We start from the raw sequence: 24,219 nt of genomic DNA on the forward strand, positions 1-24,219 counted from the left end.
GGCTCCGTTCGCGGCGCCGCCGGGCCGTTCGGCCGCGGGCGGGGCGTCAGCGCGGTTCAATGTATTGCGCCCAGTCCGGAATGCGTTTGCGGCCGAGTTCCTGCATCACTTCCAGCCGTTCCCGGTAGCGCGCGATGTCCGGGGTGATGGTGCGGAACCAATGGGAAACGCTCGCCCATTGTTTTTCGGCCGGTTCACCCTCGCTGATGAGCCAGACGGGCGGGTCCGGCAGTTCGAGTTCCACCCCGTCGACGACGTGGAACGTGTACGACTGGTGCTCGACCAGGACGAGGGCCCCTTCGGGGTCTTCCAGCGGGTCACCCAGCGTTGGCAGCGTGGCCAGGAGGTGGTTCTTCGCCTCACGCCGCACCGCGTGGACCCCGAGTGAGCTCCCGACCAGCCACAACCCGTGCTCGCGCCCGATCGTCCGGAACACCTCGCGCACGGCGGGAGGAACGGCGCGGGCACCCTGTTCGGCGGCCCACGCGTCGATTTCGTCGTCGGAAGCACCGCTCACCGAATCCGCGCGCAGGCCGTCCGAAACGGCCGCGGCGACGATCTCCCGGATCCGCTCGGCGGGGTCGGTGTTCGGCTCGCTCACCAGATCAGCTCCTCACCCTTGATGTTGACGACATCGAGGCGGACGTTCGGGAACAGTTTCTCGAATTGGATGAAGACATCCTGGCACGAGTCGCAGATCTGGTAGTCGACGGGGATGTTGTCCCGTTTCGCGGCGGGCAGGTCCACGACCAGCCGGAGATCGCCGTCCATCCCCTCTCGCGTGATCGGGGTGTAGCTCTCCCCGCGCGCCTCGGCCCGCGCGGCTCCTCGCCGGTTGATTTCGTCGAGCGCGCCGTCCATCCGGTCCTGGGCACGGGCGATGTCGCCCTTGAGCCCGTTGTCGTAGGTCCTGGTGCCGACCTTCTCTTCGCGCGTCTGCTTCTCGATCTGCTTCTTGACGATGTCGTCGACCTCTTCCCGGGGCAGCCCGGAGCGTTCGGCGAAGTCGCGGCGGACCAGCTCTTCCATGAGCCTCGGCTCGGAGTCGTGCGTGCGCCCGAACTTGAAGTCCGGATCCGGCTCGCCGAGCGCGGGCCGGTACGTGCCGGCCTCCCTGGTCCCGAAGAGACGCTCGTGCTTCGGGTAGTTCGGCCCTTCGCTCGCCGGCGCCCAGTCGTGGAACCGCCCGTCGGTCATGCCGCTGAAGCTGTGGATGTCTTCCACGCCGCCTTCGAGGCTGCGGTACCTCGAGGTCGTCAACGCGCGGTCGTGCGGCCGCCGCAGGTCGTCGGTGGTCGGGTTGATGTTCCGGCCGTCGTGGTGCCGGACCGAGTCGAGCCCTTCGGCACGCAGGTCCCGGTTCTCCTGCCGGAGGTCGTGCATGTCCCGATCGCGTTCGGCCTGGTCGTACGGCCGTTGCCCGCGGTCCACCGCGCTGTCGGCGTCGACGTCGTGCGGGTCGCCGTGGTGCGTGTCCGGCGCGAAGCCGTCGTCGCCCGCGCGGTGGGTCGAGCCGTCCGGGTGGTGGGTGTTCCACTCGCCGTCCGGCGGGATGCGCGGGCGCATCCTGCCGTCCGGGCCGATCTCGTAGTCGGACGAAAAGACGCGGCCGTGCGAGTCGGTCCAGGCTGGCTTCGTCGGGGCCATGACCTCGGTGTCGAGCTCGCGCGAGAGCCGGTGCGCGAAGTCGTTGGAGCTCGCGTCGCAGCCGATGAGCCGCACGGGACGGCCGTCGTAGTCGCCGTTGCGCCGCAGGATGTCGGCGAATTCTTCGGGCGTGTAGAGCCGGTCGCCGATGCGGGCGTGACCGTCCGGTGTGACGTGCACGTCAACGGTGTAGCGGCCGTCCGGGTCGGGCTGCACCCGGTGCGGCAGGTCGCCCATCTCGGGGTCGCCGGCGTGGTACGAGCTGCCCGAAGGTGTGCTTTCCGAGTGCCGCGCGTTGACCTCGTCCGGGCTCAGCGGCTCGGAGTCGCCGTGGTGCGGGGCGCCGCCGTCCGGGTCGTGGTGGCCGGGACCGTTGTCGTGCGGAACGCTGTCGTGCGGGGCGTTCTCGTGGGGGCGGGGGGCGCCGCTGTCGGGGACGTGCGGCCGGGTTCCGGGGGCGTGACCGCCCGGCCGGGTGTCCGGGGCGTGCGTGCCGGGGCCGTAGCCGCGGGCCGCGGGAGCCGGTGCGTCCGGCGTGCGCGGCCGGCCGGCGAGCGGATCACCGCCGGTGCGGGGACGGCCGGGTGCGTCGACGTGCGGGGTGTGCGCGCCCGGGCTGCCCGGGGTGCCGGTCCAGCCGCCGCCACCGCCGGTGCGCGGGGAGCCGCCACCGAGACCGCCGCCGCCACCCCCGGGCGCGCTACCGGGCGGCATCCCGCCGCCACCGGTCATCGGCGCGCCACCCTGCGGGGGGACGCCGTCCGCGCCCCGGGGCGACGGGACCGTGCCGGGGTCACCGGTGCGCGGAGCGGCCGGTGCGGTACCGCTGGCGGAGGTGGTGCCATCGGCGCGCGGAGCGGCGCTGCTGCTCGGGGTGTCGGTGCCGGCGTGCGAGCCGGGCGCGTCGGACCGAGCGGCGGGCGAGGAGCCGGAGTGCGCAGGGGTGCTGCTGCCGGCGTGTGAAGGGGTGCTGTCGCTGCCGCGGGTGGGTGATGGGCTGCTGTCTCCGGTGTGCGACGGAGTGCTGTCGCTGCCGCGGGTGGGTGATGGGCTGCTGTCTCCGGTGTGCGACGGCGTGCTGTCGCTGCCGCGGGTCGGTGATGGACCGCTGTCTCCCGTGTGCGACGGCGTGCTGTCGCCGGCGCGGGTCGGTGCCGGGCTGCTGTCGCTCGCACGGGAGGGCGTGTTGTCGCCTGCGTGCGATGGCGTGCTGTCGCTGCCGCGGGTGGGTGAAGGGCTGCTGTCCCCTGCGTGGGACGGCGTGTTGTCACTCCCTCGCACCGCCGACGGACCGCCGTCGCCCGCGTGCGAAGGCGTGCCATCGCCACCCCGCGTAGGCGACGGGCTCGAGTCACCGGCTCGCGAAGGCGAGCTGTCCCCGGCGCGCGTCGAGGAGGGGCTGGAGCCGGGCGAGCCGTCCGAGCGTGCCGAAGACGGGCTGCTGTCCGGCGAGCCGTCACCACTGCGCGCCGCCGGGGAACCGTCGTCCGCGTGCGAAGGCGATCCGGAGCCGTCCCCACTTGAACCCCGGCGTGCTGCGGAGTCGGGCGATGAGCCGGTGTTCGCCGGATCGGAGCTCGGCGAATCGCCGTCCGCGTGGCCGGGATCGCCGGAATCCGTCGACGAAGTCCCGCCGCTGTGCGAACCGTCTCCGTCCGGGGAACCGTCGCCGTCGCCGGAGTGCGAGCCGTCGCCGTCGGAACCGTCTCCCGAAGAACCCTCCCCGTGGGCGCGGGCGTGGACGCCGCCACCCTCCTTGGGGATCTTGTGGACGAACCCGCCTTCCTTGACCTTCAGCCCGTCCAGCCCGCTGACCTTGCCCAGCACCTTGCCGAACACCTTCGCGATCTTCTCGAAGACGTCCACCAGCTTCGACAGCAGCGGCGACACCTTGCGGATCGTGTCGGTCAGCTTCTTGAGCAGGTCGCCGATCTTCTTGCCCCACTTGGCGATCGCCGCCGAGGCCTGCGCCACCACCACCGGGGTGCCGAAGCCGAGGGAGAAGACCTCCTCCATCACCCACGCGATCAGCTTGCCGACCAGGTCCGCGATCAGCTGGCGCACCGTCTCGCGCACGAACGACACGACCTGGCCCATGATCATCGTGACCGTGCTGATCGCGCCGGCCACCGTTGCCGCGCCCGACAACGCCTCCGAGTGTTCGGCCGCGAACTTGCGGTACGCGTCCGCGCCCGTGCCGGTCCAGCCCGTCGTGCCGTTCTTGACCGCGTTGTCGAAGTCGGTCTTGCGCTCGCCCAGCGCCTTCGAGACGTTGCCCCAAGTGTCCGCATAGGACTGGATCACCGGCGGGTTGCCCGCCACCGAGTCCAGCATGTCCTTCAACGGCTGCACGTGCTCCATCAGGAACGACGCCACCGACGACATCAGGTAGCCGAACGGGTCGATCGCCGCACCCGCGATCTCGCCGGCCAGCGACAGCACCCCGAGGCCGCCGGAAACCCAGTCGCCGTCCTTGATGCCGTTGAACGCGTCCATCGACGACTCGGCGATGCCGATGCCGCCGGCCCAGCCGTAGTCGCCGTTGCCCGCGGTGAACGCGCCCGGGCCGTCCGGGTCCTGCTTCGCGTCGACGACGAGCGGGTTCCCCTCGGGCATCACGCACCGCCCGCGGACTTGTTGAGGTCGTCGGCGACGCCGGATTCGTACTTGTGGTACGCCGCAGCGGCTTCACGGACCTTGCCCGACACCGCCGTCATCGCCTCGACGGCGTCCTTCAGCGCGTCGATCCCGTACTGCTCCACCGGGTCCAGCATCATCCGGAACGGCTGGCAGAGGATGCCGTACGCGTCGGTCGGCATGCTGACCTGGTTCGCCGCGTCGACGGCCTGCTGCAGCCCGTCCCCGATGGCGTCGAGCTGGTGGGCGTGCGCCGTCAGGTCGGTGCTGAGTTCCACATCCGTCATCGGTTTCCCCCTCAGGAAAGGATCGGTCCGCCGAAGTCGTCGTCATCGTCGTTGTCGGCCGGACGCCGGCGCCGCGGCGGCTGCGGCGGGGCAGGCGGCGCGGGCGGGGCGGGCGGCGGGGTGCGCGGCCGCTCGTCGGTCTCCTCGGGCAGGAACCGGCGGACGCGGTCGGGCTCCGGGAACGCGGGTTCGGGCTCCGGTGGCGGCTGCGGGAACGTGCTCTGCGCCTCGCGGACGATCTCCGCCGCGGCCTGGTCGCCGGTGCCGGTGGTCTCGCTCATCGCCTGCTGCAGCAGTTCCGGGATCCGGGCCTGCGCGCGCTGCACCAGCTGCATCACCTGGGCCGACACCTCGGCCATCCGCTTGCTCGTGGCGGTCTCGGCGATGACGAGGTTCTTCAGCAGGCCGCGCGAATCGACGGTCACCGTGACGGCGCCGTCCTTCGACCGCTCGGTGACCGACTGGCCCTGCACGCGATCGGCCAGCGCCTGGTACCGGGCGGCGTTCTCCTCGAGCCGCTTGGTCCAGTTGTCGATCATCGCGTCGCTGGCGTCGATGCTGTCCGGCATCACGGCCCCTTCTCTCTGCTTCCCCACAATGACGGCTCCGGGGCGCCATCGGTTCCCGAGAAACGCCAAAGGCCACCATAGGGGACCCGCAGGTTCCCGATGGTGGCCTTCGCCGAGTTGTGTCAGAGGTTGCCGCGACGCTCCTGTTCACGCTCGATCGCCTCGAACAGGGCCTTGAAGTTCCCCTTGCCGAAGCCCAGCGAGCCGTGCCGCTCGATCAGCTCGTAGAAGACGGTCGGGCGGTCGCCGATCGGCTTCGTGAAGATCTGCAGCAGGTAGCCGTCCTCGTCGCGGTCGACCAGGATGCTGTGCTCCTTGAGCGTCTCGATCGACACGCGGACGTTGCCGATCCGGGCGCGCAGCTCCGGGTCGTCGTAGTACGAGTCCGGCGTGTCGAGGAACTCGACGCCGGCGGCGCGCATCGCGGTGACCGTCGCGATGATGTCGTTGGTGGCCAGCGCGATGTGCTGGCAGCCGGCGCCGCCGTAGAACTCGAGGTACTCGTCGATCTGCGACTTCTTCTTCGCCACCGCCGGCTCGTTCAGCGGGAACTTGACGCGGTGGTTGCCGTTCGAGACGACCTTGCTCATCAGCGCCGAGTACTCGGTCGCGATGTCGTCGCCGACGAACTCCGCCATGTTCACGAAGCCCATGACGCGGTGGTACCAGTCGACCCAGTAGTCCATCTTGCCGAGCTCGACGTTGCCGACGCAGTGGTCGACGGCCTGGAACAGCCGCTTCGGCGCGCCCTCGGGCCGCTTGATCGTGCTCTCGCGCGGCTCGTAGCCGGGCAGGTAGACGCCGTTGTAGCGCGTCCGGTCGACCAGCGAGTGGCGGGTCTCGCCGTAGGTCGCGATCGCGGCGACGCGCACGGTGCCGTGCTCGTCGGAGACGTCGTGCGGCTCCTCGAGGACGGTCGCGCCCTGCGCGCGGGCGTGCTCGATGCACTTGTCGACGTCGGTGGTCTCCAGCGCCAGGTCGATGACGCCGTCGCCGTGCTTGCGGTGGTGGTCCAGCAGCGGCGAGTCCGGCTTCACGCCGCCGGTGATGACGAACCGGGCCGAGCCGGACTTCAAGACGTAGGACTTGCGGTCGAAGTCGCCGGTCTCGGGGCCCGAGTACGCGACGAGCTGCATCCCGAACGCGATCTGGTAGTACCAGGCGGTCTGGGTGGCGTTGCCGGCGATGAACACCACCGCGTCCATGGCCTTGACCGGGAACGGGTCGGTCGAGGCGTCGTGGTCCACGAGCCCGACGAGCTGACGCAGCTGGTCGTAGCTGACGTCGTCGAGCGCACCCTGGGGTTCGGCAGTCTGGGTCATACCCGAAGGATCATCCCTTCGAGGCAAGATGCGCAATGGTCTCTGTTTTTGCTGGGCAATCTGACCGGTGACTGCCGGGTACCGGCCGTCATCATGGACAATCTGTGCATGCCGGAGAACCTGGATGCGCTGGATGCGCGGCTGCTGCTGTTGCTCACCGACTCCCCGCGGCTGGGCGTGCTGGAGTGCGCGCGCCGGCTGGGCGTCGCGCGCGGGACGGTCCAGGCGCGCCTCGACCGCCTCACCGAGCGCGGCATCCTCGGCGGCTTCCCGCCGGAGCTCGACCTGGCGGCGATGGGCTACGGCCTGACGGCGTTCGCGTGGCTGGAGATCGCCCAGGGCCGCCGCGCGGAGGTGACGGAAGCGCTTTCGGCGATCGACGAGGTGTGCGAGGTCCACGCGACCACGGGCCAGGGCGACCTGTTCGTCCGGATGGTGGCGCGGGGCAACGACGACCTGCAGCGGGTGATCGACGAGGTGGTCGGGGTGCCGGACGTGCTGCGGACGTCGACGTCGATCGCGTTGTCGACCCCGGTGCCGCCGCGGGTCCGCCCCCTGCTCGAACGCACGGCCCGGACGTAGTGAATGACTCATTCATGTCGCCTGACGACATGAATGAGTCATTCACGTCGTTTGCTCAGCGTTCGTCGACGACGTGGGCCAGGTACCGCTTCGCGGAGCGCTGGACGACCTCGAAGCCGTCGGTGCGCACGATCGCGTCCCACCAGGCCCCGTAGATCGCCTCGAACCGGTACCCGGCCAGCAGTTCGGCCGCGCGGCGCACGATGTGCGGCCGCTCCGGCACCAGGTTCGGGTAGCTGTACATGAAGCCCACGTGCGTCCGGTCGGGGATGACCTGCACGATGTCGCCGGACAGCAGCGCGCCCTGGCCGTCCTCACCGTCGGGCCAGTGCAGGACCGTGCCGCCGGTGAAGTGGACGCCGAGGTTGATCAGGCGCAGGTCGCCGGCGACGTCGAGGGTCGTGCCCGACCACAGCTTGACCGCCGGGTCCGGCCGGCCGATCCACTGCTGGTCGCCCTCGTGCAGGTAGATCGGGACGTCGAACGCGTGCGCCCACTCGACCATCGTCGTGTAGTAGTGCGGGTGGCTGATCGCGATGCCGGTGATACCGCCGAGGTCGCGGACCTGCTGGACCAGCGCGTCATCGAGGTACGCGGCGCAGTCCCAGAGGAAGTTCCCGGAGCGCGCCTGGACGAGCAGCGCGCGTTCGCCGATCGCGAACCCCGGGTTCGAGCCGACGCCGATGATGCCGGGGCCCTGTTCTTCGATGCGGGGCGTGTAGTCACCGCTCGCGCGCAGGGTTTCCAGGTTCGTCCACTGCTGCCCGGCCTGCGGGACGTACTGGCGTTCGTCCTCGCAGATCGGGCAGTCGTCGCGGGCCACGGCGTACTGCATGCCGCAGGCCTGGCAGATCGGTTCGGTGCTCACGGTGCTGTCCTCCCAGAACGTGGATCCTGGGAGGACACGCTAGCCGCGGCTACTTGGCGTCGGTGTACGGAACCGCCTTGACGAGGGTGACCTTCTGGAGCTTGCCGTTGGGCAGCTCGTACTCGCGGGACTCGCCCTCCTTGGCGCCGAGCAGGGCCTTGCCCAGCGGCGACTCCGGGGAGTACACGTCGAGCTCGCCTTCGGCGCCTTCTTCGCGGGTGGCGAGGAGGAACTTCTCGTCCTCGTCGTCGCCCTCGTAGCGGACGGTGAGGACCTTGCCCGGGCCGGCCGTGCCGTCGTTCGCGGGCGCCTCGCCGACCTTGGCCGAGCGCAGCAGCTCCTGCAGGTGCCGGATGCGCGCCTCGGCCTGGCCCTGTTCTTCACGGGCGGCGTGGTAGCCGCCGTTCTCCTTGAGGTCGCCCTCTTCGCGGCTGTCGTTGATGCGCGCGGCGATGACCGGACGATTCTCGATCATTTCGTCGAGCTCGTGCTTGAGCCGGTCGTAGGCATCCTGGGTCAGCCAGGTCACCTTGGTGTCGCTCACGGTCACCATCTCCTCGTCGGGCCTGCCAGGCTTGCGTGTTCAAGCCGGCCCACACGGGCCTAGGTGCCCGTGTGGCTGAGATAAAGGAAAAACACGGCCCGTCGTGGGCCGTGCTGAAGGGTCAGAGTATCACGGCGCGACAGGGCGACGCCCGTTAAATCCGCACGCCGTGGGCGTTGGGCGCGCGGTTCACCCCGTTGGCCGCTATGGGGTTGACAAATACTGTGGTACCTCGTACGAGCAGCCGTAGACGTCGGCGGTCACCGGTTCCCCGATGCTCTTGATCGTCGTGGTCATCCTGCTGTACTTCGCGCCGGGCGGAACCAGGAGCTCTTTGCGGCCGCTCTCCGCGCCGGTCTTGTCGCGGACGCGCACGATGCACACGCCCGGCCTGCTGTCGTCGTCCCGCGTCACGTTGATGGTGATTTCCATCGCGTTGCCCGGTTTGCCGCTGAAGGCGACGCGCTCGGCGTCGATCGGCGCGGACCCGAGGTTGATGTACGCGACCCACGCGATCACGCCGCTGACCAGCAGGGCGATCGCCAGGAAGAGCCACCGGCGCCAGCGCCGCGGGGCCTTCGCGCGGCTGGTGCCGTACCGGCCTTCGGGCAGCACGGGGGCTGCCGTTTCCGCCGGTCCGCCTGCCAACGCGGGGCCTCCTGCTCGTTCTTGTCGTACCCGTGGGGACAATGGTGGGGCGGGTACGGCTTCGAGTATCCGCCCGCTGGGTGGGCGGCCCGCAGGTGGGTCGCGGAATACGGGTAGACGAGGAGTCGTTCGCAGCATGGTGGACCAGCAGACGAAGCCGCGCTTGCGGATGATGGCCGTGCACGCACACCCCGACGACGAGTCGAGCAAGGGCGCCGCCTCGATGGCGCGCTACGCCGCTGAAGGGCACGAGGTGCTCGTCGTCACCTGTACCGGGGGTGAAGCCGGCAGCATCCTCAACCCGGCGATGGACCGGCCCGAGGTGCTGGCGAACATGTCCGAGATCCGCCGGGAGGAGATGGCCCGCGCGGCCAAGATCCTCGGCGTGAGCCAGCGCTGGCTGGGCTTCGTCGACTCCGGCCTGCCGGAGGGCGACCCGCTGCCGCCGGTGCCCGAGGGCTCGTTCGCCGTCGTGCCGCTCGAGGAGTCGGCCGAGGCGCTGGTGCGCGTCATCCGCGAGTTCCGGCCGCACGTCATCACGACGTACGACGAGAACGGCGGCTACCCGCACCCCGACCACATCCGCACGCACGAGGTGACGATGGCGGCGTGGGACGCGGCGCCGGACCCGGACCGCTTCCCCGACGCCGGCGAGCCGTGGCAGCCGCTGAAGCTGTACTACATGCACGGCTTCTCGAAGGCCCGGATGGTGGCCTTCGACGCGGCGCTGAAGGAGGCCGGGCTCGAGTCGCCGTACACCGAGTGGCTGGCCAAGTGGGACCCGGATCGCGCCGATGTGATGGAGCGGGTGACGACCCGCGTCGAGTGCGGTGAATACTTCGAGGTGCGGGACGAGGCGCTCAAGGCGCACGCCACGCAGATCGACCCGAACAGCCGCTGGTTCTTCGTCCCGTTGGAGATCCAGCGCGAGACTTGGCCGACCGAGGAGTACGAGCTGGTCAAGTCGCAGGTCGACAGCACGTTGCCGGAGGACGACCTGTTCGCCGGCATCGGAGTCGAGGAGAAGGTGAACACATGAGTCTGACGCTGCCGGCCGGCGTGGCGCTTCCGGTGACCGCGTCGGTCCTGATCCTGACGCAGCAGCCGGGTGACGGCGACAACGGCGGGCAGGGGGAGGACTTCGGCAAGTCCTCCCCGGTCGGCTTCCTGGTGCTGATCCTGTTCCTCATCGCGGTGGCGTTCCTGGTCCGCTCGATGACGAAGCACTTGAAGCGGGTTCCGGCTAGCTTCGACGAGCCTGCGGCGGAGGAACCTGCCGCGGAGGAGAAGGGCGAGACCGAGGAACCGGCGCCGGAGAAGAAGCAGCCTAACGGTGCCTCGTCGGCCAAGGGCGACTGAGAACTTCCCCGGTTGCGGCAACCCCGAAGCCCGATTGTGACTACGGCCGGCAGCGCCGCGTCAAGGCGGGAAAGATGCCTTGACCCGGCGCTGCCGGCCGTGTTCTGGCTTCGGATCGGGGTTGCGGGGGGTCTGGGTTGATCTTTGGGTCTTGTTGGGCTCTTCCCCTTGCGTTGAGGACCTGGCGGGGTGCTGGTCAGAGGCGCGGGTCCACCGGGTCGGACTCCAGGGCTAGCACCGCGAACACGCACTCGTGGATGCGCCACAGCGGCTCGCTCCTCGCGACGCGCTCCAACGCCTCCAACCCCAGTGCGTACTCGCGCAGTGCCAGCATCCGCTTCCGGTTGAGCCCTCGCTTGCGCAGCCGGTCGAGGTTCTGCGGCAGCGTGTAGTCGGGCCCGTAGATGATTCGCAGGTACTCGCGCCCGCGGACCTTCACTCCCGGCTGGACCAGTCCGCGCGCTCCTCGGGTCAGGTTTGCCGACGGCTTGACCACCATTCCCTCGCCGCCTGCGTCTGTCAGCTCCTCCCACCACGACACCGCGGCGGTGACGGACGACGCGTCCAGCACGTCCACCGTCAGCGTCCGGGTGCGCTGGAACCGCGGGCCCGTCAGCCGGTCCAGCTCCGACAGGTGCCACGCGTGCGGCCGGTCGTGGTACGCCGTTCCCTCCGACGCCAGCAGCTGGAACGGTGCCAGCCGGACGCCCTCCAAGCCCGACGTCGGCCAGCAGTACCGCCGGTACGCCGCCCGGTAGGCGTCCACTGTGGACTCGCGAACCGCCGTGCGCCGCAACAGGTCCGAGACGTCGATGCCGCGGGCGGACGCCGTCGTCAGTGCCGAGACCGCCGCCGGCAGCACCGCCTGGGCCGCTGCGCCGACTGACGCGTACTGGTCCGCGATCAGCCCGCCCGCCTTGGCGCTCCACGGCAGCAGCTCGGCGTCCAGCAGCAGCCAGTCCGACTTCAGCTCGTCGAACAGCTCGCCGGCCGCCGTCCGCACGTCGGCCAGCAGCAGGTCGTTCTGCTCGGCCGTGAAGAACGGCCGCCCGGTGCGCGTGTACACCGCGCCGCCGCCCTCGATGCCGAACCGCCGGACGGCGACTGCGTCGTCCCGGCACACCAGCACCACGGCCCGCGAGCCCATGTGCTTCTCCTGGCACACCACCGACTGCACCCCCGCCGCGCGGTACTCGGCGAACGCCTCCTCCGGGTGCTCCAGGTAGTCCTCGCGTGACGACGTCGAGCACGGCGCCATCGTCGGCGGCAGGTAGGCGAGCCACCGCGGGTCGACCGCAAACCGGCTCATCACCTCCAGCGCCGCCGCCGACTGCTCCGCCGAGACGCCGACGCGGCCGTGGTGCGCGGTCTGCACGATCCGCTTGCCGGTGACGTCGGCCAGCTCGAGCACCGCCGGCTCGCGCCCGCCCAGCGGCCGTGAAGAATCCAGCGGCTTGGCGGGCTCGTACCAGACCTTGTGCGCCTTCACCGAGACGACCTCGCGCTCCGGGTAACGCAGCGCGGTCAGCTTCCCGCCGAACACGCACCCGGTGTCGAGGCACATCGTGTTGTTGACCCACTCCGGTTCCAGCGTCGGCGTGTGCCCGTAGAGGACCATCGCCGACCCGCGGTAGTCGCGCGCCCACGGCAGCCGCACCGGCAGGCCGTACTCGTCGGTCTCGCCGGTCGTGTCGCCGTAGAGCGCCATGCTTCGCACCCGCCCGGACGCGCGCCCGTGGTAGCGCTCGGGCAGGCCCGCGTGCGCGACGACGAGGTCGCCGCCGTCGAGGACGTAGTGCGCGATCAGGCCGTCGCAGAACTCGTGCGCCGCCCGGCGGAACTCCTCGCTCTCCGCGCCGAGCTGCTCCAGCGACTCCGCGAGCCCGTGCGCGGCGTTGACCTTCCGCCCGTGCAGCGCGCGCACCAGCTTCTGCTCGTGGTTCCCGCAGACGACCAGCGCGCTCCCGGCCGCGGCCATCCCCATCACGCGCCGCAGCACACCGGGCGTGTCCGGGCCGCGGTCGACGAGGTCGCCGACGAACACCGCCGTCCGCCCGGCCGGGTGGACGCCGTCGACGTAGCCCAGCTCGGCCAGCAGCTCCTCGAGCTCGGCCGCGCAGCCGTGGACGTCGCCGATCACGTCGAACGGCCCGGTCAGGTCGCGCTTGTCGTTGCGCAGCGGCTCGACGACGATCTCCGCCTCGGCCACCTCGGCCTCGCCGCGCAGCACGTGCACGCGCCGGAAACCCTCGCGCTCCAACGACTTCAGCGAGCGCTGCAGCTCGCCGCGCTGCCGCCGGACCACGTGGTCGCCGAAGTCGCGGTCGGGCCGCCCGGCGTTGCGCGCGACGCACACGGACAGCGGCAGGTCGAGCACGATCGCCGTCGGGAGGACGTCGTGCTCCTTCGCGAGCTTCACCAGGCTCGCCCGCGAAGCGCGCTGGACGTTCGTCGCGTCGATCACGGTCATCCGGCCGGCCGCGAGCCGCTTCGCCGCGACGTAGTGCAGCGCGTCGAAGGCCTCGGCCGACGCGGACTGGTCGTTTTCGTCGTCGGCGACGAGCCCGCGGAAGAAGTCGCTGGAGAGCACCTGCGTCGGCGCGAAGTGCGTGCGCGCGAAGGTCGACTTGCCGGAGCCGGAAGCGCCGACGAGCACGACGAGCGCCATGTCGGGGACGGTCAGCTTCATGCGGCCACCTCCTCTCTGGTCGTGAAGACCGCCATCTGGGTCGGCGGTCCCGATTCCTGGTCCACCGGTCCGATCGGCACGTACCGGACCTCGTAGCCACGCCGGGTCGCGACGCCGTCCGCCCAGGCGCGGAACTCGGCTCGGGTCCATTCGAACCGGTGGTCGGCGTGCCGGAAATGCCCCATCGGCAGGAACTCGAACAGCCGGTTGTACTCCGCGTTCGGCGTCGTGACGAGCACCGTGCGCGGCGCCGCGACCCCGAAGACCGCGTGTTCCAGGGCCGGCAGCCGCTCCTGGTCGACGTGTTCGACGACCTCCATCAGCACGGCGGCGTCGTAGCCGGCCAGCGCCGGGTCCGCGTAGGTGAGCGCGGACTGCCGGAGCGTGACGCGGGAGCGTTCCTTCAGCCGCTTCTCCGCGACGTCGAGAGCGCTCGCGGAGACGTCGACGCCGACGATCTCGGTGAATGTCCGGTCCTTCTCGAGGACGCGCAGCAGCGCGCCGCTCCCGCAGCCGAGGTCGAGCACGCGCCGCGCGCCCGCCGCCCGCAACGCGGCGAGCACGCTCCCGTGCCGCTGCGCCGCCAGCGGCTCCGGCCGGTCCGGGACCTCGGTGACGAGCGCCTCGGCGTCCGCGGGGACGTCGTCGGCTTCGGCCAGCCGCGAAAGCGCGTAGCGCACGACCGGCCGCCGCCGGTCGAGGTAGCGGTTCGTGATGAGCGTCCGCTCGGGGTGCTCGGCGAGCCAGCCGTCGCCGGCGCGCAGCAGCTTGTCGGCCTCGTCCTGGCCGACCCAGTAGTGCTTGCCGCCGTCGAGCGCGGGCAGCAGGACGTAGAGGTGCCGGAGCGCGTCGACGAGCCGGTGGGTGCCGGTGAGCGTCAAGTCGACATAGCGGCTCTCGCCCCACTCCGGGAATTCCGGGTCGAGCGGGATCGGCGCGGCCGAGACGCGCCAGCCGAGCGGCTCGAACAATTTGTGCACGACTTCGGCTCCACCGCGCGCGGACAGCGACGGCACGCGGATCTCCAACGCGAAGAGCTCGTCGACGAGTTCCGGGCGCGCCGAGCACCGGCCCGCGAGCGCGGTGGTGAACGCGGCCCGCAGCGCGACCGCGAGGTAGGAGCCACCCGCGTACGGCCGGTCGTTGACGTAATGGGTCAGCGAAGTCCCGCCGCCGCGGACGAGCCCGACGGGATCGATTTCGACGAACAACGCGACGGTGCAACGGTTCTCGGCCGCCTCCGGGTAGAAGACGTGCGCGGTCCCGGCCGAAAGCGCGACCGACTGGGCTTTCTCCGGGTGCTTGTGGAGGAGAAAACCCAAGTCGGTGGCGGGGTTCCGGGTCGTCGTGATCGTCAGCAGCACGTGCCCAGTGTGGCGGAGCGACCGCCGACCGCGCGCCTGAATTCCGCATTGCCTGCGGAACCGTGTTACGTCATCCCGGCAGCAGGCGCGCCAGCCCGTCCAGTTCGTCGTCGCTCAAGACCCGCAGATGGGCTACCGCGTTTCGCGCACTGCGAAGGCGATTCAACAGTTCTCGTTCGCCTCGTGGCAAGGTGGCATGGCCGCTGTGGACCAGCCATGCCAGCTGTCCTATCTCCAGTACGGACGGGCCGGATCCGCCGGGCAGTCGACGGTCGGGTGTTTCTCCGAACAGCAGCGAGTCCATGAGCGATGGATCGATCCGCCTCCTGATCTCGTCCTCGAAGCGATGTCGCTGCTCGTCGATCAGCGGGGTGAGCGCCCTGCTCTGCCCACGCCAGATAAGGGTGTCCATGTCGATGACCCCGGAGGAAAGGTTGTTCGCGGCGGGCGTGATGCGGACGTGCCCGTCCCACAGATCGACCGCGCCCGCGTTCCAGAGGCCGGTCAGTTCGACCGGCGGTTGCCGAAGGCCGGACAGGATACGACGTTCGACGACCTCGGCGCCGTCCACCGGGAACGAGATCTCGTCCAAGCACTTGTGCAGCGTGCTCATTCGGCCGTCCCAGCGCTGCGAAAGTGCTGCCGCGACGTCCAGGTCTGGACCGGCCACCTCGACTGCGACTTCGGTCGCCACGAGCTCATGCAGCTGCGTGCCGGAGGTCGCACTACCTGACACTCTGGGTTGAGCGTTGGCGACCACGACGGCGGTATCCAGCCGGGTGGTGCTGCCCCACCACCAGAAGACCTTGGCTGTCATCGGATCGATCCGGCTCAAGAGGTTCGGCGGCAGGTCGCTCTGACGGGCCGCGACCAGCATCCTCACGTGTTCTCGCGCCGGCGAAGAACGACCTTTCGTCAGCGCGTTGAACCTCACGAACGTGTTGGCCACGTCGGTCGCGTCGGGCTCTTCCCAGCCGCGCAGTGCGATCACTTTTCCGCGTAGGCGCTCGGACGAGACCACCGCGGCAAGGACGTCCGTGGCGGTCGTCCCGTCGTCGAGGAAGTGCAACCTTTCGACGATCGAGTAGGCGGGCTCCAACACGGGCAGCGCGCGGACGACGACTGAGGAGGTGTCCAGATCACCGAAGCCGTCGTCAGCCCACGATGGTGCTGCTGGCCCCGTCGTGCCGGAAGGAAGCGGGATGGGCTGCGCGGTCGCTTCGACCGGATCTGCCTGCGGGACGGTGATCGCATCCGGCCGGTCTACGACGTAGTCGAAAACGTCGTCAGCGATTCTTTGCGTGACCAGGTGATCCGGCATGATCCACAGGCAGTTCAGCCCTGCGTCGAGAGCCGCGCCGATCCGGCCGAGATACTTCCTCGGCCCAGGCAGGCTGGTCAGCGGCGGTGCCGGCGCCATCACGGCTTCCCGCGCAGGAGCCGGATGATACGGTGCGTGACCCGATCGAGGGCGACACCGTCATCGGTCTCGTCCAGTACTCCGATGTCGTTCAGCTGGGCAAGCAGGCGTGCCGTTTCGGCAAGTCCCGTACCCAGTACATCGGCAAGGACGTCCGGCGAAGCCATCTCACCTTCGTCGGCGATCTCGGCCCAGAGCCCCAGACGCTCGACGAAAGCAAAGGGCAACCCTTCACGGCGTATCTGCGTTTCGGCGAATTCGCGCTGCGCCAAGTCTTCCAGTATGCGTTTGATCGCCGCGTCCTTGGTACTTCCCTTCGTGACCATGGCGATGGTGCGTGCCACCAGGTCCGGCCATCCGCCGGTGGCCTCGATCAGGGCCCGCCGTGTTTCCGGGCTGTCGAACGGGCATTCGGGCCAGCTGCGCAAGCTGCTGGAAGTCCAGCGGGAAGGACGCCGCCACTGCGTGCCGGCGAGCTCACTCGCCCGCTCGGCGTGGTCAGGACTCACCAGCAGGATGACCGTGCAGGTGGCGCGGTGGATCGTCGGCAGGGCCTGCTCGATGTCCGCGATGCTCCGGGCGGTGAAATCGACGATCAAGATCGGCGCCTTGCTGCGGCGGGCAGCGGTCGACACCGCCTTGACGGTGCCGGCCACGGAATCCACCGACTCCACTTTCGTCCCGCGAAGCCCGGCGTAATTCTCAACGGCGGGGCCGATCCGTTCAGCTCCCAGTGCTTTGCTTCCGGTCAGCACGGTCAATGCGCCAAGCTTGGTGAATTCCGCGAGTTCACCCTCGGTCAACGGGCTTCGCACCTCGCGGCCGTCGCGGGTGGTGTCCAGCAGGCGGCGTGCCTCCCGCGCGTTGTACTCGTAGGGCACTTCGAAGGCCGTTTCCCGCAGTTCTCGTTCGAGCTCGGCCTTCGGTCCGAGCATGGTCACGACGTTCGGGCTTCTGACGGCGTACTTGTCCTGTGGCAGCCGTACGAGAAGACCGAGTCCTTCCATCTCCTTGAGGTAGATCCTCAGGTCCGGGACCTTGAAGTCCTCGAACCCCGCCGACCAGTGTTCATTGGCCCACATCAGGAGTTCGTCCGCCCCGTAGCCGACCCGGAACCCGTCTTCGATGCTGCGAACAGCGATGATGAGCATCAGAACGCGGTAACGGTGATCGAGGTTGACGGTGATCCGGAGCCGGTCGGCAATGCTGCTGCGGATGTGATCACTCGTAACGACGGCTTCGACGTCTTCTTCACGCACTGTGATCGGAATCGAGTCGGGAACCGAAACCCGGCGGTGGAGCGCGTTGACCAGCTCGTTGCAGACGATCTGGATGAGGCTCGCCTGGTAGTTGGTCGTGGAGAGCAGGCGCCAGACGAGTTCGGGCCGGTCGAACACATAGCCCAGCGCGGCTAGCGGCTCGATGACCAGCTGCCTGGCATCTTCGGGTTCCAGCGGCCCGACCAGGATGTCCGGGCCGCCGTGCACGAGCGGGACGTTCGCCAGGTCTCCGAATCGCTGCACCTGGTGCAAGCCGGCGAAGACGACCTTGAACCGGCGGCCGGTCGACTCCATCAGGTCCTTGAGGAGGCGGACGTTGCGGAAGATGGCGGTCCCACCGGGGGTGCGGACACCGTGCGAGTCGGCCGTGAGGAACGCGTCCGCCTCGTCGGCGAGCAGCAGGAGCCGGCGGTTACCCTGACCTTCGAGCCATCCCTGTACCTGCTTCGCCACCACGTCGGCAGGTGCGTCGTCGGACACTTTCTGCGCGAGCACGCCGCGCTTCTTGAGCTCTACGGTGAGCTCACGCCAGATACGGCCGGCAGGCTCAGCTTCACCGATGCCTCGCGCTGTCAGATCCAGATACACCGCCTCCTGGAAGTCGTCGCCGAAATTGGCTTCCACCCGGCGCAGCAGGGCCGACTTGCCGAGCTGACGTCCGCCGTAGAGGAAGAGCCCGCCGTGCGGATCGACGACTTCGCGCATCTCCTTGCGCCGGCCGACGAAGACCTCGGGCGGCACTAAGCCCGCCACGAACGGCGTGTAGGGATTCAGCGCGGTCCACGGCAACGTCACGCGTTGCGTCGCCCGCCAAGAACCGGGAGCGATCTTCGCCACCCAGCCGAGCACGGCGGCATCGATGACCAGTGCCTGCGCCGCCGAGCCCGCGGCGTTCGCGGCCAGGGTGCGTCGACCGGCCAGACCGAGGGGATGGAGGTAGAGCACAACGTTCGCTCGGCCGACATCCTCGGGACCGAGCTCTGCCAGGATGTTGCGGCCCCGGACCTCTTCGAAGACAACGGTCACGGTGTAGTCGGTGGCGGATGAGCCGAGGACCGAGACGTACGAACCATCGCTTGCCTCCCCCGGAACACGAAACTTCCGGAAGCTTCGACGGTCCGGCAGCGGCAGTTCCTTCGGCTGCGTCGACGCGCGGATCCCCAGCGTCGTTAGAACGGCCCTGATCGCCGCCGAGAGCTGGCTTTTGTGGCGGAGGCTCGATGCCGCGGGCAAGCTGTCCCAGGCATCGATGCCGGCCCGGCCGATTTCGGCCGGGCTTCCGCCGCCGGCGAGCGCGGCCCATTCGGCCGCCCGCCGGGGGAGCCCTTCTTTCGCCTCCGAGGCCCGGGCGATCAGCTCGGCGAAGCGGTGAATGTCCTGCGTCGCCGGAACGGTTGTGATTGGAAGGGGCTTGCCGTCCCTGATGAAGGAGAGGAATTCGGACGCGGTCACCGTGTCGCCGTCGTCCAGGAGCAACTTGACGCGCTCGTGATCGCTTGCCGACGGGTGTTGTTCAACCAGCTGCCTGCGCAGAGAATCCACCTCCGTCTGCTGCTTGCCCTTGAGCTCGTCTACGAGGACGGCCAGCTCGGCGGAAGCGACGTCGTAGGCTTCGTCCTCAGGCACCTGCAGGGACTGCAGCAGACCGCCGGCGGCCGCCTCCTCGGAGGAATCGAGGAGGTTCTGGGTGCGTACCCGTGCGAACAGGTCGACGGCGAGGCCTAGCTGACGCCGGTACACGAGCTGCCACCGTTCCCGTGCGCGTTCGGCGATCTCCAGAAACACGCCGGGATCGGCTGCGGCCTGCCAGCTGCCCTGATCGCACAGCTCGAGGATCCGCCGGATGCTGGGGAGGTCGCCACGGTCGGCGTAGGCCTTGACCGCCGGGACGAGTTCCACCGGCTCGTTAAGGCGCGCGAGCACCGCGGGGGTCGCAGGATCGTCGGAATCCGGACGCCCGTCTGAGGTCCTGGGCAGGTCGTACAAGGGAAGGAGCACGTCGAGTGCGGGTTCGGGGATCCGGCCGTCGAGCCCGGCGACAGACACGTCGTCACGGGGGCCGGTCTCCACGCCCGGGTTCTTGAGCCATCGGATGAGCAGCACCACGGCCGCTCCCGCCATGCCCGGCACCGGCCCGGCCGTCTCGGCGGCCGTGACGGCCCGCCTGAGGTCGTTCACACTATTGGTGTCCGGGTCTTCCGCGGTGATTCGGTTGCTCACGACGATCGCTTCCGCGACCACCGTGCGCACTTCGTCGATCGCGCGTTGCAGAACACGAAGCGCGGCCGCGACGATCTGTTCCCTCGCCTGCTTCGGGGTACGGACCGCTGCGTCCGCCGTCTCGATCAAGGTGTCGGGTCCGGAGAGCACCTCGATCGCGTCGTGCAAGTTCTGGACATCGGCTTCACCTAGGGACCATCGGTGCACCGTGTCGAGAGCGGCCGCCAGTGGCCGCCCGGCGCCGGTCAGGTACTGCAGCACCCGGGTTGCCCGGTGGTAGGGGTTCTTCCGCCGTGGCAGCTCGTCGGCGAGTGTCTGGGCCCGGTCGCCGAGCTGCTTCCTCGCGATGTCCAGATCGCTGCCCTGCGCGAGCACGCCGACGGTCGTGTCCAGCCGGCATCGATGACGCACCGCGGAGATCCCGGCTTCCAGGAGCCCGAACCAGGCCTCCGGGAGGCCGTTCTCCACGTTGATGTGCTCGAGTGCCTGGTGTCCCCAGCCGGCGATGAGCCCAGCGCGGATCATTCCGCTCACCACCAGGATCGCGGTATCCTTATCACGCTGGATCCTCGGCAGGTCAATGTCCAGCGCGGCCAGCACCGCGGTCGCCTCCGCTTGGCTGCGCGTTTGGTACGCCGCGCTCGTGAAGCGCAACGCCAGCCCGCGAGTCTCTGTCTCAGCCGAACTCACCGTTACCCAGTAGGCTTCGGCGAGCCTGCCTTTACTCACCAGTTCGACGGCGAGGGGCGGTTCGCCCTCGTCCCAGGGAAATCCGTGTTCGAATTCGGCGTTTTCGTCCGGATTCGGTTCGCTCTCCTCGGGCGCCTCGTCGCAGCTCTGGTCGTCGGCACGGACCGTCGGCGGGGCGGCCTGTTCCGGCAATGATTCGTGTCCTGCGGATTCCTCGGGATCAGCCTGAGCCGTGGTTGCATCGCGGTCATCCTGAATGAACGGTTCTTCACGTACGCTGTCGGAGGGAGTGTCGTCCGAGGGAGCTCCTGTGAGGTCTGCCAGATCTTTTTGTGCTGCTCCAATGGCGTTTCGAAGGTGCTCCGCGATACTTCCCGTTGTGGTGGTCAGCAGTTGCTGGAGGTTGTCGATCTGCGCCTGGAGATCCGCTGCCTTGGCGGCGGCGGCCGCCTGTTCCACGCGAGATTTCTTCTGCTCCGCGCGTACTTTCTCGAGCTGTTCGAGCCACGAGCCGGCTGCCGCATCACGAGCTATGTCGATGCTGTTTTCCGCGAAGTGGGCAGCCAGGGCCGTACGCTGGCTGACGTACGTGTGCAGAGCGCTCTCGTGCTCCTCGGCCAAGGGAAGTCCTCTACTCGACCTGTCGGCAGCGTCTCGCATCAAGTCGGCGGTCGTGCCGGCGAGGTCCTGGAACTCCAGCCAGTGATCTTGGAGCTCGTCCAGCACCGTGTCTTCGGAAGCTGGACTCTGCTCCGACCGCCGTTCGGTCGGCGGCTGGTCGTCGGATGTGCTGGTGGAAAGAAGCTTCTCGAGTTCGTCCCGGTGTTCACACGCGAGCGGAGTGGCGGGTGCGTCTCCGAGGAGCAGCCCGAATAGCGCGAGCTTACCCACCGGTTCACCCAGCGCGATAAGCATGCGGGAGAGTTGCTCTAAAGTTGGATGTGCGACTTCTTCGGGAGAGAAGCCCAGCACCGTCTCCAGCGTTTCCGCCGCACCGGCGAGCATACTCGATGCCATACTGCTCAGTTTCGAAGCCGAGGCTTTGGCCAGGAAGGTGCGGAGGGCTCGCGACTGACGCCGGTTGAGAGTGATTTCCCGCGTCGACTGGGGGACCTGTGCGGCCGATCGCAGGTAGCCATTCACCGACACAAGTGTTGTCAGGTCGGCATTGTTCAGGGAAGTCAGCCAATGCCGCAACTCGGTCGTCGTGTCAGCCATGGCCTCAGGTTTACCGCACGCGTGCAAGGGCCTGTGACCGGCTCGCGGATTCGTGATCCGGTAGCTTCGATTCCACCCCTTTGGAGCAGCGTACCTTTGTGCGACGGAGTCCCCCGCGTGAGACTCGCCTGGTCGTGCGACGCTGGTGGGCATGAACCGTCTCGCGAGCGCGACCAGCCCGTACCTGCTCCAGCACGCGGACAACCCGGTCGAGTGGTGGCAGTGGGGTCCGGACGCGCTGGCCGAGGCGCGCCGGCGGAACGTGCCGATCCTGCTTTCCGTGGGGTACGCCGCGTGCCACTGGTGCCACGTCATGGCCCACGAGTCGTTCGAAGACGCGGAAACCGCCGCCGTGATGAACGAGCACTTCGTCAACATCAAGGTCGACCGCGAAGAGCGGCCGGACATCGACGCCGTGTACATGGCCGCGACGCAGGCGATGACCGGGCAGGGCGGCTGGCCGATGACGTGCTTCCTGACCCCGGACGGCGAACCGTTCCACTGCGGCACGTACTACCCGCCGTCGCCGCGGCCGGGCATGCCGTCGTTCCGGCAGCTCCTGGCCGCCGTCGCCGAGGCGTGGGGCGAGCGGCCGGACGAGCTCCTGGACGGCGCGAAGCAGATCGTCGCGCACCTCGCCGAGCAGACCGGGCCGCTGCAGGAGTCCGTTGTGGACGAAGCGGTGCTGGCCGGCGCGGTCGCGAAGCTGCAGCAGGAGGCGGACCCGGTCAACGGCGGCTTCGGGCGTGCCCCGAAGTTCCCGCCGTCGATGGTGCTGGAGTTCCTGCTGCGCCACCACGAGCGCACCGGATCGGCCGTCGCGCTGTCCCTTGTGGACCAGACGGCCGAGGCGATGGCGCGCGGTGGGTTGTACGACCAGCTGGCGGGCGGCTTCGCGCGGTACTCCGTGGACGCCGAGTGGATCGTGCCGCACTTCGAGAAGATGTTGTACGCCAACGCGTTGCTGCTGCGCTTCTACGCCCACCTGTGGCGGCGCACCGGCTCGGCGACGGCGTTGCGTGTCGCTTCCGGGACGGCTGAGTTTCTCGCTGCGGACTTGCGGACGCCCGAGGGTGGCTTCGCGTCCTCTTTGGACGCGGACACCGCCGGCGTCGAAGGCCTGACGTACGTCTGGACGCCGGAGCAGCTGCGCGAAGTGGTCGGTGACGACTCCGCGGCCTCGCTGTTCGGGGTCACGGAAGAGGGGACGTTCGAGGAGGGCGCCTCGACGTTGCGCCTGTTCGGCGAGCTGCCGGAACCCCTGCGCGTCGAGCTCCTGGAGGTGCGGTCGAAGCGGCCGCAGCCGGGGCGGGACGACAAGGTGATCGCGTCCTGGAACGGCCTGGCGATCTCGGCGCTGGCCGAGGCGGGCGTCGCATTGGATCGTCCACAGTGGATCGAGTGGGCGGTGTCGGCGGCGGAGTTGCTGCTGCGCGTCCACGTCGTTGACGGCCGGTTGCGACGCAGTTCGCGCGATGGCGTCGTCGGGGAGTCGGCCGGGGTGCTGGAGGACTACGCCTGCGTCGCCGACGGGTTCCTGGCCCTGCACCAGGCGACCGGCGACGCGAAGTGGCTCACCGAGGCGACCCGGCTGCTGGACCTGGCGTTGACGCACTTCGCGTCGCCGGACGTCCCCGGCGCGTACTTCGACACCGCCGACGACGCCGAGACGCTGGTGCAGCGGCCGGCCGACCCGGGCGACAACGCGAGCCCGGCCGGGGCGTCCGCGCTGGCGGGGGCGCTGCTGACGGCGTCGGCGCTGGCCGGCCACGCCGATTCGAGCCGGTACCGCGAGGCCGCGGAGCAGGCGTTGCGGCGGGTCGGCGTGCTGGCCGCGCGGGTGCCGCGGTTCGCCGGGCACTGGCTGTCGGTGGCCGAGGCGCTGCAGGCCGGCCCGGTCCAGGTGGCGCTGGTCGGCGCGGACCCGGCGTTGCGCCTGGCCGCGGCGCGGGGCGTGCACGGCGGCGGCATCGTGCTGGCCGGCGAGCCGGACGCGCGGGGCGTCCCGCTGCTGGCGGACCGGCCGCTGGTCGGCGGGCTGCCTGCCGCCTATGTCTGCCGTGGTTACGTCTGCGACCGGCCGGTCACCTCCGCCGAGGAGCTGGCGGCTCAGCTCTGAGTGAACGACCTGCTCTTCCACCTGTATTCGGCGTAGCGTGAGCAGCGTTGTAATCATGTAATCGCGGAGGTGGCGGACATGGGACGAGGCTGGCGAGGCAGCAGCGGCTGGCAGCAGGCGGAGGTGCCCTCGGCGGGCGACGCGGCGGCGTGGTTCGGCGGCCGCCTGCCCGACGGCTGGTTCACCGGAGCGCCGGAGATCAGCGTCGACCGCGAAGAGATCATCGTGGTGGGCGAGCTGCCGGCGCTGACGGAGGAGTACGCGGACGACGCGGCGCGCGCGGCGGCCGAAGAGGGCCGCATCAGCCGCTACCGCGAGGAGACGCGCGACGAGCGCATCGAGATCGCCCGGCAGGCGGAGCACCGCTACCAGCGCAAGGTGGCGTGGGGAGCCAAGCTGGGCGGCACGACGGCGCTGTTCACCACGCATTCGGCGCCGGTGATGACCCGGTTGCGGCAGCCGGAGCGCCTGGTACTGGACACGCTGGTCGACGCGGGAGTGGCCCGTTCGCGCTCGGACGCGCTGGCGTGGGCGGTCCGCCTGGTGGGCGAGCACGCGGACAGCTGGCTGGGCGAGCTGCGCGAAGCGATGACCAAGGTCGACGACCTGCGTTCCAAGGGCCCCGACCTGGCATGACCCCCGGTCGTGGGGGGGTAAAAAGGGTTAGGAACAGGTTATTTCACTCGACCGAGCAGGGGGCACTCAGGCGGGCGCGCCCGCGCCCCGAGGGAGCGGGCGCCGCTGGCGCCCCCCACC

17 protein-coding genes are annotated in these 24,219 nt (G+C 69.5%); 5 read left to right on the plus strand and 12 right to left on the minus strand.

Translation table 11 applies throughout. From position 1 onward, the window contains the following. Positions 1 to 46: 46 nt before the first annotated feature. The 5 genes from ACIQWX_RS12145 to hppD form a co-directional block, all read right to left on the minus strand. Positions 47 to 601, minus strand: coding sequence for a hypothetical protein (locus ACIQWX_RS12145; RefSeq protein ID WP_400868590.1), 555 nt, complete (start codon positions 599 to 601; stop codon positions 47 to 49). Continuing rightward, on the minus strand, positions 598 to 4,263 hold the full coding sequence (locus tag ACIQWX_RS12150) for a hypothetical protein (RefSeq protein ID WP_400868591.1): 3,666 nt from the start codon (positions 4,261 to 4,263) through the stop codon (positions 598 to 600). The genes ACIQWX_RS12145 and ACIQWX_RS12150 overlap by 4 nt, the downstream gene beginning before the upstream one ends. Continuing rightward, positions 4,263 to 4,571: a type VII secretion target gene (locus ACIQWX_RS12155; protein WP_400868593.1), complete on the minus strand. Its 309-nt coding sequence runs from the start codon at positions 4,569 to 4,571 to the stop codon at positions 4,263 to 4,265. Before ACIQWX_RS12155 ends, ACIQWX_RS12150 begins: the two co-directional genes overlap by 1 nt. 11 nt (positions 4,572 to 4,582) lie before the next feature. Continuing rightward, the gene (locus ACIQWX_RS12160; protein WP_400868595.1) at positions 4,583 to 5,140 is read right to left on the minus strand and encodes a YbaB/EbfC family nucleoid-associated protein; all 558 of its coding nucleotides are present in this window, start codon (positions 5,138 to 5,140) and stop codon (positions 4,583 to 4,585) included. Positions 5,141 to 5,262: 122 nt separating this feature from the next. Then, complete coding sequence (gene hppD, locus ACIQWX_RS12165; RefSeq protein WP_400868597.1) at positions 5,263 to 6,462, minus strand: 4-hydroxyphenylpyruvate dioxygenase; 1,200 nt, start codon at positions 6,460 to 6,462, stop codon at positions 5,263 to 5,265. A gap of 108 nt (positions 6,463 to 6,570) precedes the next feature. Between hppD and ACIQWX_RS12170 the strand changes: the two genes are divergently transcribed. Next, positions 6,571 to 7,044, plus strand: a complete 474-nt coding sequence (locus ACIQWX_RS12170) for an Lrp/AsnC family transcriptional regulator (RefSeq protein WP_400868599.1) — start codon at positions 6,571 to 6,573, stop codon at positions 7,042 to 7,044. A gap of 55 nt (positions 7,045 to 7,099) precedes the next feature. On the opposite strand, the gene ACIQWX_RS12175 is transcribed toward ACIQWX_RS12170, so the two are convergent. From ACIQWX_RS12175 to ACIQWX_RS12185, 3 genes are all read right to left on the minus strand, one after another. Continuing rightward, positions 7,100 to 7,912, minus strand: coding sequence for an MBL fold metallo-hydrolase (locus ACIQWX_RS12175; RefSeq protein WP_400868601.1), 813 nt, complete (start codon positions 7,910 to 7,912; stop codon positions 7,100 to 7,102). A 49-nt stretch (positions 7,913 to 7,961) separates the two neighbouring features. After that, positions 7,962 to 8,465 (minus strand): transcription elongation factor GreA, encoded by a 504-nt coding sequence (gene greA, locus ACIQWX_RS12180; protein WP_086857442.1) that lies wholly within the window; start codon positions 8,463 to 8,465, stop codon positions 7,962 to 7,964. A gap of 195 nt (positions 8,466 to 8,660) precedes the next feature. Further along, on the minus strand, positions 8,661 to 9,104 hold the full coding sequence (locus ACIQWX_RS12185) for a DUF4307 domain-containing protein (RefSeq protein ID WP_400868603.1): 444 nt from the start codon (positions 9,102 to 9,104) through the stop codon (positions 8,661 to 8,663). A 136-nt stretch (positions 9,105 to 9,240) separates the two neighbouring features. On the opposite strand from ACIQWX_RS12185, the gene mca reads away from it, so the two are divergent. Further along, positions 9,241 to 10,143, plus strand: a complete 903-nt coding sequence (gene mca / locus ACIQWX_RS12190; RefSeq protein WP_400868605.1) for a mycothiol conjugate amidase Mca — start codon at positions 9,241 to 9,243, stop codon at positions 10,141 to 10,143. Continuing rightward, positions 10,140 to 10,463, plus strand: a complete 324-nt coding sequence (locus ACIQWX_RS12195; protein ID WP_400868607.1) for a hypothetical protein — start codon at positions 10,140 to 10,142, stop codon at positions 10,461 to 10,463. The genes mca and ACIQWX_RS12195 overlap by 4 nt, the downstream gene beginning before the upstream one ends. Positions 10,464 to 10,659: 196 nt before the next feature. On the opposite strand, the gene ACIQWX_RS12200 is transcribed toward ACIQWX_RS12195, so the two are convergent. From ACIQWX_RS12200 to ACIQWX_RS12215, 4 genes are all read right to left on the minus strand, one after another. Continuing rightward, positions 10,660 to 13,152 carry a polynucleotide kinase-phosphatase gene (locus ACIQWX_RS12200; RefSeq protein ID WP_400868609.1) on the minus strand — a complete coding sequence of 831 codons (2,493 nt, stop codon included), beginning with the start codon at positions 13,150 to 13,152 and terminating at the stop codon, positions 10,660 to 10,662. Further along, positions 13,149 to 14,516 carry a 3' terminal RNA ribose 2'-O-methyltransferase Hen1 gene (locus ACIQWX_RS12205; RefSeq protein ID WP_400868611.1) on the minus strand — a complete coding sequence of 456 codons (1,368 nt, stop codon included), beginning with the start codon at positions 14,514 to 14,516 and terminating at the stop codon, positions 13,149 to 13,151. Before ACIQWX_RS12205 ends, ACIQWX_RS12200 begins: the two co-directional genes overlap by 4 nt. A gap of 70 nt (positions 14,517 to 14,586) precedes the next feature. After that, on the minus strand, positions 14,587 to 15,936 hold the full coding sequence (locus ACIQWX_RS12210) for a hypothetical protein (RefSeq protein WP_400868613.1): 1,350 nt from the start codon (positions 15,934 to 15,936) through the stop codon (positions 14,587 to 14,589). Next, positions 15,936 to 21,344, minus strand: coding sequence for a hypothetical protein (locus tag ACIQWX_RS12215; protein ID WP_400868615.1), 5,409 nt, complete (start codon positions 21,342 to 21,344; stop codon positions 15,936 to 15,938). Before ACIQWX_RS12215 ends, ACIQWX_RS12210 begins: the two co-directional genes overlap by 1 nt. 151 nt (positions 21,345 to 21,495) lie before the next feature. On the opposite strand from ACIQWX_RS12215, the gene ACIQWX_RS12220 reads away from it, so the two are divergent. After that, the gene (locus ACIQWX_RS12220) at positions 21,496 to 23,463 is read left to right on the plus strand and encodes a thioredoxin domain-containing protein (RefSeq protein WP_400868617.1); all 1,968 of its coding nucleotides are present in this window, start codon (positions 21,496 to 21,498) and stop codon (positions 23,461 to 23,463) included. A 78-nt stretch (positions 23,464 to 23,541) separates the two neighbouring features. Next, on the plus strand, positions 23,542 to 24,099 hold the full coding sequence (locus ACIQWX_RS12225; RefSeq protein ID WP_400868619.1) for a hypothetical protein: 558 nt from the start codon (positions 23,542 to 23,544) through the stop codon (positions 24,097 to 24,099). Positions 24,100 to 24,219: the final 120 nt, after the last annotated feature.

Origin of the sequence: Amycolatopsis sp. NPDC098790 (genome assembly GCF_044759945.1) — a bacterium.
Lineage (GTDB): Bacteria > Actinomycetota > Actinomycetes > Mycobacteriales > Pseudonocardiaceae > Amycolatopsis.